The sequence below is a fragment of the Cupriavidus pauculus genome, assembly GCF_003854935.1.
Lineage (GTDB): Bacteria > Pseudomonadota > Gammaproteobacteria > Burkholderiales > Burkholderiaceae > Cupriavidus > Cupriavidus pauculus_C.
This window is the reverse complement of record NZ_CP033970.1, coordinates 818,021-835,405: the sequence shown is the minus strand read 5'-3', so window position 1 is coordinate 835,405 and position 17,385 is coordinate 818,021. Positions and strand designations below refer to the sequence as shown.

Below are 17,385 nucleotides of genomic sequence, written 5' to 3'. Positions count from 1 at the left end.
CATCCGGTCGTCAGTCTGATGGGCCGGTAAGTGAAAAGGGCAAGCGCAATGCTTGCCCTTTTTGCATGCGCCGTCCGAACGGCGGCAGCCATCACCCCAGCTTGCGGACGCTCGTGCGCGACGGCTGCAGGATCAGTGCCTTCGACGAATCCGCGTCGACCTTGGCGCCCGGATACACGACCAGCACGTCCTTGAGCGCCTTGCGGAACAGCGCGCGGAACTTGCGCTCGCTCTCGGTCTCGGTGCCGAACTGCATCTGCAGCGCTTCCCACGGGATCTCCGTGCGGCGCTGGATCGTGAAAAAGCGGTAGGTCAGCCAGGAATACACATCGAGCGCGAACGGCGACTGTTTGAGCGCCTTCAGCGCGCGCATGTCGACCGGCACCGGCCGGTTCACCAGTTCGTTGAAGAACGGCTCCGACAGCACCACGAAGCTCTCGAACATCGAGCCTTGGCCCGGCTGCATCGGGTCCCACCAGGTTGACAACTGGTCGGCCAGCAGGTAACCCACGCGATCGATCGACAGCGGCTCGTGGTTGGGCGCCTGGTTCGGCACCGGGGTGGACTTGTTCTGGACGATGGCGATCGTGGCCGAGAACAGCCGGATCATCTGCTGGCGCACCAGCGTCATCGTGCCGCGCTTGCCGCCCGTGGCCATCGGAATGCCGAGGTTGTACATGAACTCGGACAGCGAATTGCCCAGCGAGATGCGGCGGTCCTCCACCGTGCCGGTGAACTCGCCCCGCTTCTTCTTGGCCATGATCTCCTTGCCGATCCACGCCAGCATCAGCCGCGGATAGGAGCCATAGGGGTAGCCCAGCGACACGGTCTCGGACACCAGCTTCTGACGGCCATTGGAGGCGCGTTCCGAGCGTTGCTGCGTGAAGTACCCGGGCTGGATCATCAGCGAGATGTTGCCGCTGGTGCGCGTCCAGACCGGCGGCGCGCCCTTGGGCGCGCGGTACGGCAGCGTGACTTGCACGCTGGCGCGGCTCAGGAAGCCGACCTCGCCGCTTTGCCAGGCGTCCTCGCGCTCCATGGCTTGGGCTTCGTCGAAGAGGCGCTGGAACTTCTCGGATGGCACGACGACGTTCTCGCTGCCGGGAACGATGATGCGGGACGGTTCCCCGTCCGCGTCCAGGGCTGAGCGGTCCGCCACGGAGGCCATAGAGCGTTTGATCGACATATTGGTGGGCTTCGGATTACCCGCCTTTTTACGCGATCGCGTATACGTTGTCACGCAGAAACGGGTACGACGGGCAGCGTATACGCAGTTTCCCGTGGTTTCGGCAGGGCGTTCGGGCTTGGTGTGCCTATGTCGTCTGCGATGCCGCGGCAGGTCTCGCCGTCTTGTCTGCCGGCTGTCTGGGTTGCCTGGCCGGGTATCCGGCGATTGGCAGGATGGCAGGCACACGGTGGGCAACCCCGAAGGGTTGTCCACGGTTGACTGTCCATCAGCTACAAGTAAACGATACCGATACGGGTTAACTACTTGTAAACCGTATACGGAGTCCTCACGCGGTTGATTTGAAAGCGATTTCAGACGCTCCGCGTACCCGATTCTGCGCGCTTCCGTACTCGTTTCTGCGAAGTGCCGAACCCGATTCTGCGGCAGACCGAACCCGTTTCAGCGCACGGCGCGAACCGAATTCTGCGGGGATAACCCATTGATCCCACGGGCTTTTCCACAGGCTGCCTGAACGAAAGCGTACCCGTTTCTGCGCCGTGGGCTGGTGAAGTGTGTGCCTGGCCGTCCTTCCGCGATGGAAACCGCGTTATCCACGCAGAATCTGGTACGCATTGGTGGCCGAAAACACTGACCTGAAACGGTGGGCGTACCCGATTCTGCGGGCACGGACTGCCGAAGCGTACCCAATTCTGCGCGAAACGGCTTCGGCGGCCGCCAAGACGACAGTGAACCCGTTTCTGCGGCGTACCCGATTCTGCGAAGTTGGCGTTGCGGGACAACTGCGACGCGGCCGTACCTGTTTCTGCGGGCAAACAGGGGGCAGCAAATCACAGGGGCGTACCCGTTTCTGCGTACCGCATCGGTGTGGGTGGACGGGCAGCCAGCGTACACGCGGGCGTATACGTAAAGTAGGTGCCCACTAAATAACGGCCAACCTGTGGATCAGGCGGCAACCCCGTACCTATTTCTGCGTGTGGATAAGTGCTCGATTAGGCCGGTGACCCATCACTGAGCCACCTCCATCTAGGGCCCGTACCCATTTCTGCGCAGGATGACGCTTCGTGGGCGTACCCATTTCTGCGCCGGCCAGGCAGCATCGGGACGTATACGTGCCGCAGGCCGAAAACGTACCCAGTTCTGCGTGGATAACTTGGTTGCTCAAAACGAAGGCGGGATAACTGGACAGCAAAGCGAGCGTTTCGGCCCTCGCCGCGCGAAAGCGTACCCGTTTCTGCGTCGCACCATCGCGTAGCAATTCTGACCGCAGCGCGCCCAACCGTACCCATTTCTGCGCAGGACAGCGGCGACAACCGTACCCATTTCTGCGTTGCAACAATACGACGATTCGGAGCGTACCCGTTTCTGCGACGGAGTGCGAGGAGGGACGCGGCGGCACAGCGCAGGAAGGACGCAACGCCGACAAAAGCGATGTAAAGCAGCTGCGAGACAACCCAGGCCCACCGCACGGACGAAAAAAAACCCGCCGTAAGGCGGGTTTTTCTGAAGCTGGCCGTGCCGTTGAAGGCGCGGCCGACTTGAGCGGGACTTAGATCGGCGTGATGTTGGCCGCTTGCAGACCCTTCGGGCCGTTCTTCACTTCGAACGACACGCGCTGGTTTTCTTGCAGCGACTTGAAGCCCTCGACGCGAACTTCCGAGAAGTGCGCGAACAGGTCGTCACCGCCGGCGTCCGGCTTGATGAAGCCAAAGCCCTTGGCGTCGTTGAACCACTTGACGATACCGGTTTGCATGGTATTGCTTTCCAAAAAAGATAAAAAGAAACCGATGGTGCTCACACCACCGTACTGCCAACTCAAGGAAAGGACACCATGGACAACCGAAGTACCAAGACGGTGGCTAACGAATGAACTGTTGCCTCGTCGCTTGAATCTGGCGGAGATTTATACGGGGGATTGTCCTCCCCGTCAAGGCAGGGATTCCCCCGGCCCCGGACTGGCTGCCCGCGCGGGCTTGTGGGATCATCCGGCCTTTTCCGACTTGCCCAGTCAACAAGGCGCCCGGCGCGCGTGCGATGCATGCGCCACCCAAGAACCTGGAGACCCCATGACCACGCCCGATCAGGCCCCCCGGCCCAGCCCATCCTCCCCGCCCGCCGGCGCCCCGGCCAGTCTCGTCGAACGGCTGTTCAAGCTGCGCGAACACAACACGAACGTGCGCACCGAGCTGCTGGCCGGCGTGACGACGTTCCTGACGATGGCCTACATCATCTTCGTCAACCCCAGCATCCTGGGCGATGCCGGCGTGCCGAAGGACGCCGTGTTCGTCGCCACCTGCCTGGCCGCCGCCATCGGCACGCTGATCATGGGCTTCTACGCGAACTATCCGATCGCGATGGCGCCGGGCATGGGGCTGAACGCCTACTTTGCCTACACCGTGGTCAAGGGCATGGGCCTGCCGTGGGAAGCGGCGCTTGGGGCCGTGTTCATCTCGGGCTGCCTGTTCCTGATCGTGACGCTGTTCCGCGTGCGCGAAGCCATCGTGAAAGGCATCCCCGCCGCCATCCGCGGGGCGATCACGGCCGGCATCGGCCTGTTCCTGGCGATCATCGCGCTGCACAGCGCGGGCATCATCACCGGCAACCCGGCCACGCTGGTGACGCTGGGCGACCTGCACCAGCCCCCGGCCGTGCTGGCCATTATCGGCTTCTTCGTCATCGTCGCGCTGGACCGGCTCAAGGTGAAGGGCGCGATCCTGATCGGCATCCTGCTGACCACGGTGCTGAGCTTCGTGTTTGCGGGCAACCAGTTCCATGGCGTGGTGTCGGCCCCGCCGTCCATCTCGCCGACGCTGTTCAAGCTCGACATCTCCGCCGCGCTGTCCATCGGCATCATCAACGTGGTCCTGGTGTTCTTCCTCGTCGAGCTGTTCGATGCCACCGGCACGCTGATGGGCGTGGCCAACCGGGCGGGGCTGCTCAAGGCCGGCAAGATGGACCGCCTGAACAAGGCGCTGATGGCCGACAGCACGGCCATCATGGCCGGTTCGCTGCTCGGCACGTCGTCCACCACGGCCTATATCGAGAGCGCCTCCGGCGTGCAGGCCGGCGGCCGCACCGGGCTGACCGCCGTGACCGTGGCCGTGCTGTTCCTGGCCTGCCTGTTCATCGCCCCGCTGGCCGGCACCGTGCCGGCCTACGCCACGGCGCCGGCGCTGCTGTACGTGTCGTGCCTGATGCTGCGCGAACTGGTCGATATCGACTGGAGCGACGTCACCGAGGTCGTGCCCGCCGTGCTGACCGCGCTGGGCATGCCGTTCACCTACTCGGTGGCCAACGGCGTGGCGTTCGGCTTCATTTCCTATGCCGTGCTCAAGCTGCTCACCGGGCGCGCGCGCGAGGTGCCGCTGATGGCCTGGATCATCGCCGCGGTGTTCCTGTTCAAGTTCTACTACCTGCCGGGTCACTGAGCGGCGGCGGCCTTCCGCCCGCCGGACGTGCGAAGGGACAGCCCGCTGGCTGTCCCTTCTTCATGGTGCTGTCATCGTATGTTCAAAATGAAAACGATGACATCGGGCCCGTCCGAGGGATGAAAGCGTACCCGTTTCTTCGTATCAAACGGCCGACCGCCGCCGACACGGCGTACCCGTTTCTGCGTCGAATGTAAGGACTCATTAACCTAATGGGCGATGCGCGAAGCCGCTCTCGCGTCTCATACAAAAGTATGAGACTTGGGTGAAGCCGAACATTCCGGGCTGGACAAAAGGGGTGAAATGCACTGAACTAGAGGCGTGGCAAAAATTTGAGGGCGCGTCGGAGCGCCCTTTGTTGACTCCGGGATCCGCAGGCGCCGCCGACGCATCGGCCGTGCTTGCCCGATGGACACGCGGCCAGGCCCGCCAGCCGTGACAGAGAAGCCGGCCAGCCGATAAAGAGACCGTCCGCAACAGGACGGCTTCGCCACCACGATACAAAGAGTGCGCGCAGCCATGCGCACCAGACAAAGACAGCTCGATTCCAGAACAGAGAAAGTGGTAACCGCGAACGTGTAGTGCCGGGGGATGTTGTTCAACGGGGAACAAATCATGACCGCAGGAGAAATCCGGCGTCCCGCCATCGGGCCCGACAGCCAGGCCGGCAGCCAGCCGGTACCGGGTGCCTGGGCTGCCCTGGGAGAAGCCTCAGCAGACGTCGCGCTTCAGGAAGCCGGCGAAAAGGGGCACGAGGATTACGCCATCACCGACGTCGCCGCGCTGCTGGCCGAAGACCGCGACGTCTCGCCACGCACCCGCGCGGCCGTCCAGAGCCTGTTGCAGCGCCATCGGCTGCTGTCCGAAGAACTGCACCGGCAACGCCTGCTGCTGCAGGAATGGATCCTGAGCCAGCTTACCTACAAGGCGCTCTACTACCAGTATTCGGGCCAGAAGCCCGAGGCGCCCAGCATCGAGCTGATGCGCGAGAAGGACATGGTGCGCCGGCGCATCCGCGACGAACTGTACGCGGGGGCCGACCCGGCGGCGCTGTCCGACGATTCCCCTCGCAGTCTGTCCAGACCGTGATTCACCAGACGTTGCGCGCGGACCCTTCCGCGCAGCCGGCGGAACCCGAGCGGGCCCAGTGGCCCGTGGCCGCGCGCGCGGCCGGCCCCGCCGCACCCAACAAGAAGTCCAACGTCAGGGAGAAGGTCATGGACCGACTGTGCAAGGCGCCGGCACGCACCGCACAGATCGTGCTCGTGTCGCGTTACGAAGATTTTGGTTTCAGTGCGAACCAGTTTGGTTCGGGGTGGGAGATCCGGCGCGTGCAACAGGTGCGAGACCTGGAACGCACCGTGCGCGGCAGCGCGCCCATGGCCGGCATCATCGACCTGCAGGCCCCCTATACCGATGCCGAACTGGCCCAGCTCGAACAGGGGCTGCAGCACCTGCACGTGATGTGGGTGGCCATCACGTCCACGGCCATGCTCGAAGACGAACGCGTGCGCCGCCTGATCCGCGACTACTGCGTGGATTACGTGCGCACGCCGTTCTCGTTCGACGAACTGCTCTACACGCTCAAGCACGCCCACGGCATGGCCTGCCTGCACGGCGCCCGGCTGCCGGAGCAGGCCGCGCGCGGCCCGATGATCGGCGAATGCCAGGCCATGCGCGCGATGTTCCGCTCGCTGGCCAAGGTGGCCCACAACGATGCGCCGGTGTTCATCTCGGGCGAATCGGGCACGGGCAAGGAACTGGCCGCGCAGGCCATCCACGAGTCATCCAGCCGCCGCAAGGGCCCGTTCGTCGCCATCAACTGCGGGGCGATCCCGTCGCACCTGGTGCAGTCCGAACTGTTCGGCTACGAGAAGGGCGCGTTCACCGGCGCCAACCAGCGCAAGATCGGCTGGATCGAGCAGGCGCAGGGCGGCACGCTGTTCCTGGACGAAATTGGCGACCTGCCGCTCGAAAGCCAGGTGGCGCTGCTGCGCTTTCTGCAGCAGGGCACGATCACGCGGCTGGGCGGCCACCAGTCGATCCCGCTGGACTTGCGCATCATCTCGGCCACGCACGTGGACCTGGTGGCGGCGCAGGCCGACGGCCGCTTCCGGGCCGACCTGTTCCACCGCCTGTGCGTGCTGACGCTGACGATCCCGCCGCTGCGCGAGCGCGGCGAAGACATCCTCCTGCTGGCCAACGCGGTGCTGGCCGAGCACGGCCACGAGGCGCACCGGCGCATCCGCGGCTTCTCCTCGTGCGCCACGCAGTCGATGATGCAGTACACGTGGCCTGGCAACGTGCGCGAGCTGATCAACCGGGTGCGGCGGGCCATCGTGATGACCGACAACCGCAAGATCACCGCCGAGGACCTGCAGCTCCACAGCGGCGTGGAAGTGCCCCGCAAGACGCTCGATGCGATCCGCGAGGAAGCCGAGCGCGAGGCCATCCGCACGGTGATGGCCAGCCACGGCTTCCACGTGGTGCCGGCGGCCCGCGAGCTGAACGTGTCGCGCGTGACGCTCTACCGGCTGATGCACAAGCACAACATCCGCGTCGATCTGCAGCCGGGCGCGCCGGGCGAGTAGTTTCGAAGCAAGGGATGGCAGGCGCGCCACGGCTTGCCCGTGGCGCCAAGGGGGCCCCGGCGACGTCCGCTCGCCGGAGCCCCTTCGTCCTTTCGCCCGGACAGCGGCGGAAGGCTGGCGCGGCTTGGCCCGCGCAACATCGTCCTAGCTCATGCTGACCTTGCCGCGACGCCCGCGTGGCGGCGCGCTGTCGTCGTGCGGCAGCCGGCCCGGCGCCAGGCCGTGCGGGTCGGTCAGGTTGTCGCGCGCCTGCCGCTCGGGCGGTTGCGGCGGCTGCGGCGTGCCGGGCTCCTGCTTGAACTGCAGGTCGCCCCAGGTCCAGCCGAATGCCCGCACGTAGCTGTCGTTGCTGACGGCGGCGTGGCTGTTCAGGTTGGCCGCCTCGGGCCGGTCGAAATAGGCATAGTTGCCGGCCAGCGCCGGCGCGGCAGCGGTCGAGAGCAGCGCCAGCGCGAAGGCGGCAAGGACTCTGGCGTACATGGGTGGCTCCCTCCCTTGCTGGAAAAAGGTGCCCGCCGGGGGACGGAGCACGTAAACCGGTTTAGGTCCGGCCGCGCGAAAAAGCAACGTGGACTTGCCCGGACCCGATGCCCGCCAGGCGTCGCACCCGCGCCTCAGCAGCCCGGATGTCCGTTGCGCTGGCGGCTGGCGGCCGCGGCCACGCCACGCTGCGCGGTGGCGCAAAAGGTCGTCGCGGGGCGCGCCGTGGGGCGCGGGGACGGCAACAGGGGCGGCGACAGCAGCTCCCTGACGGATGGGGCCGGGCCGGCTAGCCGATGGGCGCGCCGGCGGGCCGTCATTCGCGCTGGTGGATGACGCATGGCAGTGGTCCTCTCCTGCGTGCTGACGCTATTGTTTTTTGACTCGAACTTCTCCCGGCATGGACAAGAGCGACAAGCGTGCCAATCGTCGGTAAACGCTTGTTCCAAAAGGGTTGTGGCAAGGCCGCCCGCGACCGTGCGGTGCCGATGACCGGCAGGCGGCGGCAATCGGTTACGCCGTTGCAACCCGATGCGGACGGCGGGCCGCGTGGCGGCGCCGGGCGTGAAACGTCAGCCCACCGGCGGCGCGCGGCGGGCGTGCGGCCGATGTCGCGCGCGGTGGGAGCGCGGCCCCCTGGCGCGTTCTAAACAAACACTTATGTCTGCCTTTCAGCGCGCGGGACGCCCGCCACAGGCGCAAAGTGCGGCACCGGGCGCGCGCCACCCCGGCCGGTGGGCCGGGCGTGCATCCGGTTGCATCGCTGAAACCCGCTGCGCCCGCAGAAACGGGTACGCCCGGGTGGTCAGCGCGGCGTGCCTTGCGCGCCCGAGGCGCCGCTGGCGGCCGGGGTGGGCGCGCCGTTGCCCGAGATCGGCTTGGGGCCCGGGCCGGGCTGGTTGCGTTCGCAGCCGGCCAGCAGGGCCAGGCAGAGCGCCAGGCCGGCGCACGCGGCGTATCCACGGCCGTTCAGGGAGAAGATCACGATGGCTCCTGTTCTGGCCGGCCGCCGCGCGTCCAGCCTCGGCGGTCCGGCATGTGTGCCTGAATCAACTGTAGCAGGCGCCGCGTGCGCCGGCGGCCAAGCGGACTATGATGAACGCAGGCCGGTTTCGGGCCCGCATAGGCATCAGACGCCGGCCGACAGACGCGGCGCGCGGCGCCAGCCAGACTCCACGGGTGTCCCGGCGGAACCTTCGGCCCGACACCTCTCAAGCCTTTCAAGGACGCCACGGCATGCCTTCCGACCACGTGCCCGAGAATCCCGACCGCTCGCCGCCCAGCCCCCGCCGCGGCCGCCTGCTGCCCGACCGCCACACCGGCGCCCGCACGGTGCGCGTGGTGTCCGCCGCGGTGATGTCGTGGTTCGACCACCGGGCCGCCAGCAAGGGCGCGGCGCTGTCGTTCTACATGCTGTTCTCGCTGGCGCCGATCCTGGTGCTCGTCATTTCGATTGCCGGCCTGTTCTTCGGCGCCGAGGCCGCGCGCGGCGAGATCTTCATGCAGCTCAATGGGCTGGTCGGCGAGCAGGGCGCCGCGGCCATCCAGGAAATCCTCGCGGCCACGCACCGGGCCGGCGGCGGCGGCGTGGCGGCCCTGATCGCGTTCGGCATCCTCGTGCTGGGCGCCACCAGTGCCTTTGCCGAGCTCAAGAGCAGCCTGGACGATATCTGGCAGGCGCCGCCGCCCACTGGCGCCGGCTGGAAGAAGCTGCTGCGGGCGCGGCTGCTGTCGTTCAGCATCGTGCTGGCGCTGGCGTTCATGCTGCTGGTGTCGCTGGTGGTCAACGCCGCGCTGGCCGTGGTCAACCGCTTTTGGGGCCAGCTCTGGACGGCGTCGTGGTTCGCGCCGGTGGCCGACGCCATTTCCACCGCGTTCTCGTTCGCCGTGGTGACCGCGCTGTTCGCCACGATCTTCAAGATGCTGCCCAACGTGCGCATCGCCTGGCGCGACGTGCTGATGGGGTCGATCATCACCGCGCTGCTGTTCTCGGTGGGCAAGCGGCTGATCGGCATCTACCTGGGCAACAGCGCGGTGGCGTCGTCCTATGGCGCGGCCGGCTCGGTCGTGGCGCTGATGCTCTGGGTGTATTACTCGGCACAAATATTCTTCTTCGGCGCCGAGCTGACGCGCCAGTACGCGCTGCAGTTCGGCAGCCTGCGCGGGCACGATCCGGCCCGCGAAAACCGGGCGGCGCCAGGCCATGCCCCGGCCGGCACCGCGAACCGGTAAAATAGCGCCCCAATCCGATCCCCGGGACGCGTCCCGGGCTGCCCCTGGCCTTTGGCGCCGCCCCCTGCCGCGCCAGCGCTCCGCCCGGGCCATCGCCCTTACCCGATTCCAGAAGCCGTGAGTTCGCTCGTTTCCGAAATTGCGCGTCGTCGCACGTTTGCCATCATTTCCCACCCGGATGCGGGTAAGACCACGCTGACCGAGAAGCTGCTCTGGTTCGGCGGCGCCATCCAGGTGGCCGGCGAGGTCCGCGCGCGCAAGGCCGACCGCCACGCCACGTCCGACTGGATGGAGCTGGAAAAGCAGCGCGGCATCTCGGTGACGTCGTCGGTGATGCAGTTCCCGTATCAGTCCCGCCCGGACCAGCCCGAAAACATCGTCAACCTGCTCGACACCCCGGGCCACGAGGACTTCTCGGAAGACACCTACCGCACGCTGACGGCCGTGGACTCGGCCGTGATGGTGATCGACTCGGTCAACGGCGTGGAAGCGCAGACCATCAAGCTGCTGAACGTCTGCCGGCTGCGCGACACGCCCATCCTGACGTTCATCAACAAGCTGGACCGCGAGGGCCGCTCGCCCATCGAACTGCTCGACGAGATCGAGGACGTGCTGAAGATCCAGTGCGCGCCGATGACGTGGCCCATCGGCATGGGCAAGGCGTTCCGCGGCGTGTACCACATGATCGACGACAAGGTGCAGCTCTTCGACCCGAAGGGGGAGAAGGGCACCGCCGCCATCCTGGACGGGCTGGACAGCCCCGAGCTGGACCGCATTCTCGGTTCGCAGGCCGACGAACTGCGCATGGAGATCGAACTGGTGCGCGGCGCGTCGCACACGTTCGACAAGGACGCGTTCCTGGCCGGCAAGCAGACGCCGGTCTACTTTGGCTCGGCCATCAACAACTTCGGCGTGCAGTCGCTGCTGGACGCGCTGTGCCAGCTCTCGCCGCCGCCGCTGGCGCGCCAGACCGAGACGCGCACCGTGGAGCCCGAGGAACCCAAGTTCAGCGGCTTCGTGTTCAAGATCCAGGCCAACATGGACCCGCGCCACCGCGACCGCATTGCGTTCGTGCGCGTGTGCTCGGGCCGCTTCGACCGCGGCATGAAGCTGCTGCACGTGTCGCAGGGCAAGACCGTGGCGATCAACAACGCCATCACGTTCATGGCGCAGGACCGCAACACGACCGAGGAAGCGTTTGCCGGCGACATCATCGGCGTGCCCAACCACGGCACGATCCGGCTGGGCGACGTATTCACCGAGGGCGAGCCGCTGCGCTTTACCGGCATCCCGTCGTTCGCGCCCGAGTTCTTCCGCCGCGCGCGGCTGAACAACCCGCTCAAGGTCAAGCAGCTCCAGAAGGGCCTGCAGCAGCTGGCCGAGGAGGGCGCCACGCAGATGTTCCGCCCGCTGATGTCGAACGAGCTGGTGCTGGGCGCCGTGGGCATGCTGCAGTTCGACGTGGTGGCGCACCGGCTGGAGCACGAGTACGGCGTGGATGCGATCTTCGAGTCGCACGAATGCGCCACGGCGCGCTGGCTCAAGGGCGACCCGGCCGAGATCGAGAAGCTGATCGACAAGAACGGCCACAACGTGGCAGTGGATGGCGCGGGCGACCACGTCTACCTGGCGCCCAGCATGGTCAACCTGCGCCTGACGCAGGAGCGCTTTCCGAACATCCGCTTCCTGGAGACGCGGGAAATCGCCTGATCCGCGCCGCGGGGGCCGGGGCGTCCCCGGCCGCGATGTATCGTTGCCGATACAACATTCGGCCGGCGCGATCGGCCGGGCTCGGCTAGAATCCCGAGCTTTGTACGCGATTGCGTACATTGCATCCGCCCGGCCCGTCCGGCGCCCCTTCGCCCCATGTCCAACGCCCCTGCGCAGCCGGCCGACGAGCCGGACACCGTCTTTCGCGACCCCGCCTTCCGGCATTTCTGGTTCGCGCGGCTCTGTACCACCATCGGCTACCAGATCTTCACGGTGGCCGTGGGCTGGCAGATGTACGACCTGACGCGCGACCCGTTCATGCTCGGCATGGTCGGGCTGGTGCAGTTCCTGCCGTCGATCGTGCTGCTGCTGATGTCCGGCCACGTGGCCGACCGCTTCGACCGCCGCATCATCGTGCGCACCTGCCAGATGCTGGAGGCCGTCATCGCGGCCGCGATGGCCGTGGCCAGTTTTTCGGGCTGGGTCACCAGCGAGCACATCTTCCTGTTCGTGGCGGCCATCGGCGGCTGCCGGGCGTTCGAGATGCCGACGTTCCAGGCGCTGCTGCCGAGCGTGGTGACGCCGCGCCAGTTGCCGCGTGCCGTGGCGCTGTCCAGTTCGGCCGCGCAGACGGCCATCATCATCGGCCCGGCGCTGGGCGGGTTTGCCTACGTGGCCGGCCCCGGCGTGGTCTACACGATCAGCGCCGTGCTGTTCGCCATCGCGGCGGGCCTGGTGTTCACGCTGAAGCTGCGCCAGGCGGCCCAGCGCCTGACGGCGCCGGTCAGCGTCAAGACCCTGTTTGCCGGCTTTGCGTACATCCGCAGCCATCAGGTGCTGCTGGGCGCGGTGTCGCTGGACCTGTTCGCGGTGCTGCTCGGCGGCGCCACGGCGCTGCTGCCGATCTATGCGCGCGACATCCTGCACACCGGGCCGTGGGGCCTGGGGCTGCTGCGCTCGTCGCCGGCCATCGGCGCGCTGGTCACGGCGCTCTGGCTGGCCCGGCATCCGCTGAACCGCCGCGTGGGCCGCGTGATGTTCGGCGCGGTGGCCATCTTCGGGGTGGCGACGATGGTGTTCGGCATCTCCACGTGGCTGCCGCTGTCGATGGGTGCGCTGGTGGTGCTGGGCGCATCGGACATGATCAGCGTCGTGGTGCGCCAGACGCTGGTGCAGCTCGATACCCCGGACGACATGCGCGGCCGCGTGGGCGCGGTCAATTCGGTCTTCATCGGCGCGTCGAACCAGCTGGGCGAGTTCGAATCGGGCGTCACGGCCGCGCTGCTGGGCCCGGTGGGCGCGGTGCTGCTGGGCGGCGCCGGCACGCTGCTGGTGGTGGGCGTCTGGATGAAGCTGTTCCCGGCGCTGACCAGCCGCGATCGCCTGCACGACCATCCCACCGAACCCAAGGCCGGGCAGGGCGCGGCGGCGGCACGCTAGGACCAACAGGGCGGCCAGACCGCCCTTTTTCGATGGCCGGGCGTACCCGTTTCTGCGTGAATGCGGGGTGGTCCTCCGGGTCCGCCATCGCCCCCGATTTGGGATAGAGTCACGTGATGCCCGACGCCCCCCAGCCCCTCAGCGGCAACGCCGTGTTCTCCGCGCTCACGCAGTCGCGTGCGTCGCTGGAGCGCGCCTGCGTGCTGGGCGACGGCCTGGGCCTGGCGCTATGGCGCAACCGCCAGGACGACACCGCCTACGCCCGGCCGGGCCACCACACGATGTCGGTCTACCTGGAAGGCGGGCAGGGCACCTATCGCCGCGACGCGCCGGACCGCAAGGGCGGCCCCGACCGGCTGTGCCTGCTGCCGGCCGACCATGAATCGGCCTGGCACGTCGGCGGCACCCAGCGCTTTCTCCATCTCTATTTCCAGCCCGAGCACCTGGCGTGGCACTGCGTGCGCGTGCTCGATGCTGAGCCGCGCGCGTTGCAGTTGCAGGACCGGCTGTTCGCCGAGGATGCCCGGCTGGTGGCGATGTCGCGCCGGCTGGTGGCGCTGGACTGGCAGGACCCCGACAGCCGCATGATCGGCAACGCCATGGCGCACGAGGCCGTGACGCACCTGCTGCTGTCCCATGGTGCGCGCCGGCCGTCCGCCGACTGGCGCGGCGGGCTGTCCGCCACGGCGCGGCGCCGCGTGGCCGACTGGATCCACGCCCATCCGGCCGACAATCCCACGCTCGGGCAGCTTGCCGAACTGGCCGGCCTGTCGGAATTCCATTTCGCGCGGATGTTCCGCGTCTCGTTCGGCATGGCCCCGCACGCCTGGGTCATGCGGGCGCGGCTGGAACGGGCCCGGGGCCTGCTGGACGACCGCCGGCTGTCGTTGCAGCAGGTGGCGGCCCGCGCCGGCTTTGCGTCGGCCAGCCACCTCAGCAACCGCTTCCGCGCTGCCTACGGCGTCACCCCCGGCCAATGGCGCGGGGCGGCAACAATTCCCACCGCGTTGTAAAGACTGCACCCGCAGGGCCGACCCGCCAGCAATAGTGACGCCGGCGGCGCGCCCGCCTGCGCGACACCCCGGCTCGCCGCCAGCCGTTGCGCGGCTTTGGCTCACGCAGAAACGGGTACGCCCGGGCGCCGCCGGCGGCCCGGCTGGCACAGCCTTCGCAAGTCTGGCGGGGTTTGCCACCCGGAGCCTTTGCATGGACCTGAACCTGATCGATCACGCCAAGCTGGAAGCCACCTGGGCCTACCTGACCCAGTTCGCCGTCAGCCAGGGCCTGAACTGCCTGGCGGCCCTGGCCATCCTGACCATCGGCTGGTGGCTGTCCGGCCGCGCTGCCCGCGCGCTGCGCCAGACCCTGCAGCGCACCCATGTCGACGACACGCTGCGCCCGATGCTGGCCAGCGTCGCCCAGTGGGTGATCCGCGTGCTGACCGTGGTGCTGGTGCTGTCCCAGTTCGGCGTGCAGACGGCCAGCATCATCGCCATGCTCGGCGCCGCCGGGCTGGCCATCGGCCTGGCGCTGCAGGGCACGCTGCAGAACATTGCCGCCGGCATCATGCTGGTGCTGCTGCGGCCGTTCCGCGTCGGGCAGTACATCGACGCCCAGGGCGTGGCCGGCACCGTGCGCGAGACCGGGCTGTTCATGACCGAATTGCAGACGTTCGACGGCGTCTGCCTGCGCGTGCCCAACGGCAAGATCTGGGGCAGCCCGATCATGAACTACAGCGAGAACCCCACGCGGCGGATGGACATCGAGGTCACCGTCACCTTCGACAGCCCCGTGCAGGCCGGGCTGGACGCGCTGGCCGCCATGCTCGACAGCGAGAAGCGCCTGCTGCCCGAGCCCCGGCGCGAAGTCATGGTGGTGCGCTACACCGACCGCGGCGTCACGCTGAACGCGCGCTACTGGACGTCGAACGACAACTTCTGGACCGTGCAGTACGGCTTCTTCGCGCGGCTGAAGTCGGTGCTGGAAGGCGCCGGCTGCCGCATCGCCGTGCCGATCCAGGAAGTGCACGTGCCCGAGATGGAAGACGCCGAACCGGCCGAATCGGGCAACGGCGACGCCCGCAGCCTGCCGTATCGCGGACGGCCAAACTAGCACGCAGAATTGGGTACGCTTTGGGCGCGCGGCTGACGGTTTTGCTCCCCTCTCCCGCAACGCGGGAGAGGGGCCGGGGGAGAGGGCGTTGAGGCGCTGCTTGCCGACCACATCGCATTTTGAGCCGCCGGCCCTCTCCCCTGACCCCTCTCCCGCAGGCGGGAGAGGGGAACAAGACATCGGGACGTCGAGCTCGCAGCCGAATTCCAGCGATGGTGGTCTCCCCTCTCCCGCAACGCGGGAGAGGGGAATAACCAACAACCCTCAGCCCTCGTCCGCGAACAGCGAGCACGCGCCCATCTCGGCCGTGCCCACGTGCTTGCGGAAGCCGCCGAACAGGTCGCGGCCCACGCCGTGGCGGTTGGCCGTGAGATCGGGGATCTGGACGGTGCGCGCGGACCAGTCGTCTTCGGCGGCCAGCACGGTCAGCACGCCGGCCGGGGCGTCCACGCGGACGATATCGCCGGTGCGGACCTTGCCGATCGGCCCGCCGGCCAGCGCTTCCGGGCAGACGTGGATGGCGGCCGGCACCTTGCCCGACGCGCCCGACATGCGGCCGTCGGTCACCAGCGCCACCTGGAAGCCGCGGTCCTGCAGCAGCGTCAGCGTCGGCGTCAGCTTGTGCAGCTCGGGCATGCCGCAGGCCGACGGCCCCTGCCACGGCAGCACGGCCACGAAATCGCGCTCCAGCTCGCCGCGCTTGAAGGCGGCCAGCACGTCGTCCTGATGCTGGAACACGATGGCCGGCGCCTCCACCACCTGGTGCTCGGGCTTGACCGCCGACGTCTTGATCACGCAGCGGCCCAGCTTTCCGTCCAGCAGCTTGATGCCGCCGTCCGGTGCAAACGGCTGGTCGGGGCCGCGCACGATGGTGTCGTCGAGCGACTTCTCCGGGCCGTCGGCCCACGTCAGCCGGCCCTCGCGCAGCGTCGGCTCGCGCGTGTAGTCGGCCAGCCCGCGCCCGACAATCGTCGTCACGTCGTCATGGAGCAGCCCCAGCGACAGCAGGCCGCGGATCACCAGCGACAGCCCGCCGGCGGCCTGGAACTGGTTCACGTCGGCCTTGCCGTTCGGATAGACGCGCGCCAGCAGCGGCACGGCGGCGGACAGCTCGTGGAAGTCGTCCCACGTAAGCTGGATGCCGGCCACGCGGGCCATGGCGATCAGGTGCAGCGTGTGGTTGGTGGACCCGCCCGTGGCCACCAGGCCGACGATGCCGTTCACGAACGCGCGTTCGTCCAGCACGTCGGCAATCGGCGTGTAGCGCTCGCCGCCGTGCACCAGCCGCAGCGCATGGCGCGCCGATTCGCGTGTCAGCGCCTCGCGCAGCGGCGTGTTGGGGTTGATGAATGCGGTGCCCGGCAGGTGCAGGCCCATGATTTCCATAAGCATCTGGTTCGAATTGGCCGTGCCGTAGAACGTGCAGGTGCCGGGGCCGTGGTACGACCTGGATTCGGCCTCCAGCAGCCCGGCGCGGTCGATCTTGCCTTCGGCGTAGAGCTGGCGGATGTGGGCCTTCTCGTCGTTGCTCATGCCCGTGGTCATCGGCCCGGCCGGCACGAACACGGCGGGCAGGTGGCCAAACGACAGCGCGCCCATCACCAGGCCGGGGACGATCTTGTCGCACACGCCCAGGCACAGCACGCCGTCGAACATCTGGTGCGACAGCGCCACGGCCGTGGCCATCGCAATCACGTCGCGCGAGAACAGTGACAGGTCCATGCCGTCCTGCCCCTGGGTCACGCCGTCGCACATGGCCGGGGTGCCGCCCGCGAACTGCGCCGTGCCGCCCGCTTCGAGCGCGGCTTGCTTGATCCATTGCGGAAACGCCTGCAGCGGCTGGTGCGCCGACAGCATGTCGTTGTAGGCCGACACGATGGCCAGGTTCGGCCGCTCCTGCGCCTTCAGGCGGATCTTGGCCTCGTCGGGCATGGCGGCCACGGCATGGGCCAAGTTGGTACACGAGATATTGGCGCGCTCGACCTTCTGGCCGGCCATGGCGCGGGTGCGGTCCAGATACGCCTGCCGGGTGGCGGCGCTGCGGGCCACGATACGGGCCGTGACCTGCTCCAGAACGGGGTGGCGGGGCATTGTGATCTCCTGAAAGGGCGATTCTCAGCGTAGCCGAAAAAACGGGGCGCCACCGTCACGGCGGCGTCATCGAATGGGGACTGCCAGCCGTTGGGAGTGACGAAAGGGGGCGGAT

General features: G+C 67.7%; 13 protein-coding genes. 8 read left to right on the top strand and 5 right to left on the bottom strand.

Annotated elements, in window-relative coordinates; all coding sequences use genetic code 11:
* Positions 1-91 precede the first annotated feature (91 nt).
* Both EHF44_RS21795 and EHF44_RS21790 read right to left on the bottom strand, forming a co-directional pair.
* Positions 92-1,186 carry a replication protein RepA gene (locus EHF44_RS21795; protein ID WP_124685790.1) on the bottom strand — a complete coding sequence of 365 codons (1,095 nt, stop codon included), beginning with the start codon at positions 1,184-1,186 and terminating at the stop codon, positions 92-94.
* Positions 1,187-2,735: 1,549 nt separating this feature from the next.
* The gene (locus tag EHF44_RS21790) at positions 2,736-2,939 is read right to left on the bottom strand and encodes a cold-shock protein (RefSeq protein ID WP_124685789.1); all 204 of its coding nucleotides are present in this window, start codon (positions 2,937-2,939) and stop codon (positions 2,736-2,738) included.
* A gap of 313 nt (positions 2,940-3,252) precedes the next feature.
* Between EHF44_RS21790 and EHF44_RS21785 the strand changes: the two genes are divergently transcribed.
* The 3 genes from EHF44_RS21785 to EHF44_RS21775 all read left to right on the top strand — a co-directional run bounded on the left by EHF44_RS21785 (position 3,253) and on the right by EHF44_RS21775 (position 7,205).
* On the top strand, positions 3,253-4,614 hold the full coding sequence (locus tag EHF44_RS21785; RefSeq protein WP_124685788.1) for an NCS2 family permease: 1,362 nt from the start codon (positions 3,253-3,255) through the stop codon (positions 4,612-4,614).
* Between the two features lie 615 nt (positions 4,615-5,229).
* Positions 5,230-5,703 (top strand): hypothetical protein, encoded by a 474-nt coding sequence (locus EHF44_RS21780; protein WP_124685787.1) that lies wholly within the window; start codon positions 5,230-5,232, stop codon positions 5,701-5,703.
* Positions 5,704-5,831: 128 nt separating this feature from the next.
* Positions 5,832-7,205, top strand: coding sequence for a sigma-54-dependent transcriptional regulator (locus EHF44_RS21775; protein ID WP_124685786.1), 1,374 nt, complete (start codon positions 5,832-5,834; stop codon positions 7,203-7,205).
* Between the two features lie 144 nt (positions 7,206-7,349).
* Here EHF44_RS21775 and EHF44_RS21770 read toward each other — a convergent pair whose 3' ends face one another.
* The gene (locus EHF44_RS21770) at positions 7,350-7,685 is read right to left on the bottom strand and encodes a hypothetical protein (RefSeq protein WP_124685785.1); all 336 of its coding nucleotides are present in this window, start codon (positions 7,683-7,685) and stop codon (positions 7,350-7,352) included.
* A gap of 805 nt (positions 7,686-8,490) precedes the next feature.
* Entirely contained in the window at positions 8,491-8,670 is a 180-nt protein-coding gene (locus EHF44_RS21760; RefSeq protein WP_124685783.1) for a hypothetical protein, read from the bottom strand.
* 251 nt (positions 8,671-8,921) lie between these two features.
* Between EHF44_RS21760 and EHF44_RS21755 the strand changes: the two genes are divergently transcribed.
* The 5 genes from EHF44_RS21755 to EHF44_RS21735 all read left to right on the top strand — a co-directional run bounded on the left by EHF44_RS21755 (position 8,922) and on the right by EHF44_RS21735 (position 15,179).
* Positions 8,922-9,917, top strand: a complete 996-nt coding sequence (locus EHF44_RS21755) for a YihY/virulence factor BrkB family protein (protein ID WP_124685782.1) — start codon at positions 8,922-8,924, stop codon at positions 9,915-9,917.
* A 117-nt stretch (positions 9,918-10,034) separates the two neighbouring features.
* On the top strand, positions 10,035-11,627 hold the full coding sequence (locus EHF44_RS21750) for a peptide chain release factor 3 (protein ID WP_124685781.1): 1,593 nt from the start codon (positions 10,035-10,037) through the stop codon (positions 11,625-11,627).
* A gap of 156 nt (positions 11,628-11,783) precedes the next feature.
* Positions 11,784-13,067, top strand: coding sequence for an MFS transporter (locus tag EHF44_RS21745; protein WP_124685780.1), 1,284 nt, complete (start codon positions 11,784-11,786; stop codon positions 13,065-13,067).
* Positions 13,068-13,183: 116 nt separating this feature from the next.
* Complete coding sequence (locus tag EHF44_RS21740; RefSeq protein WP_124685779.1) at positions 13,184-14,080, top strand: AraC family transcriptional regulator; 897 nt, start codon at positions 13,184-13,186, stop codon at positions 14,078-14,080.
* Positions 14,081-14,273: 193 nt separating this feature from the next.
* Positions 14,274-15,179 carry a mechanosensitive ion channel family protein gene (locus tag EHF44_RS21735; protein WP_124685778.1) on the top strand — a complete coding sequence of 302 codons (906 nt, stop codon included), beginning with the start codon at positions 14,274-14,276 and terminating at the stop codon, positions 15,177-15,179.
* A 264-nt stretch (positions 15,180-15,443) separates the two neighbouring features.
* On the opposite strand, the gene edd is transcribed toward EHF44_RS21735, so the two are convergent.
* The gene (gene edd / locus EHF44_RS21730; protein ID WP_124685777.1) at positions 15,444-17,270 is read right to left on the bottom strand and encodes a phosphogluconate dehydratase; all 1,827 of its coding nucleotides are present in this window, start codon (positions 17,268-17,270) and stop codon (positions 15,444-15,446) included.
* Positions 17,271-17,385: the final 115 nt, after the last annotated feature.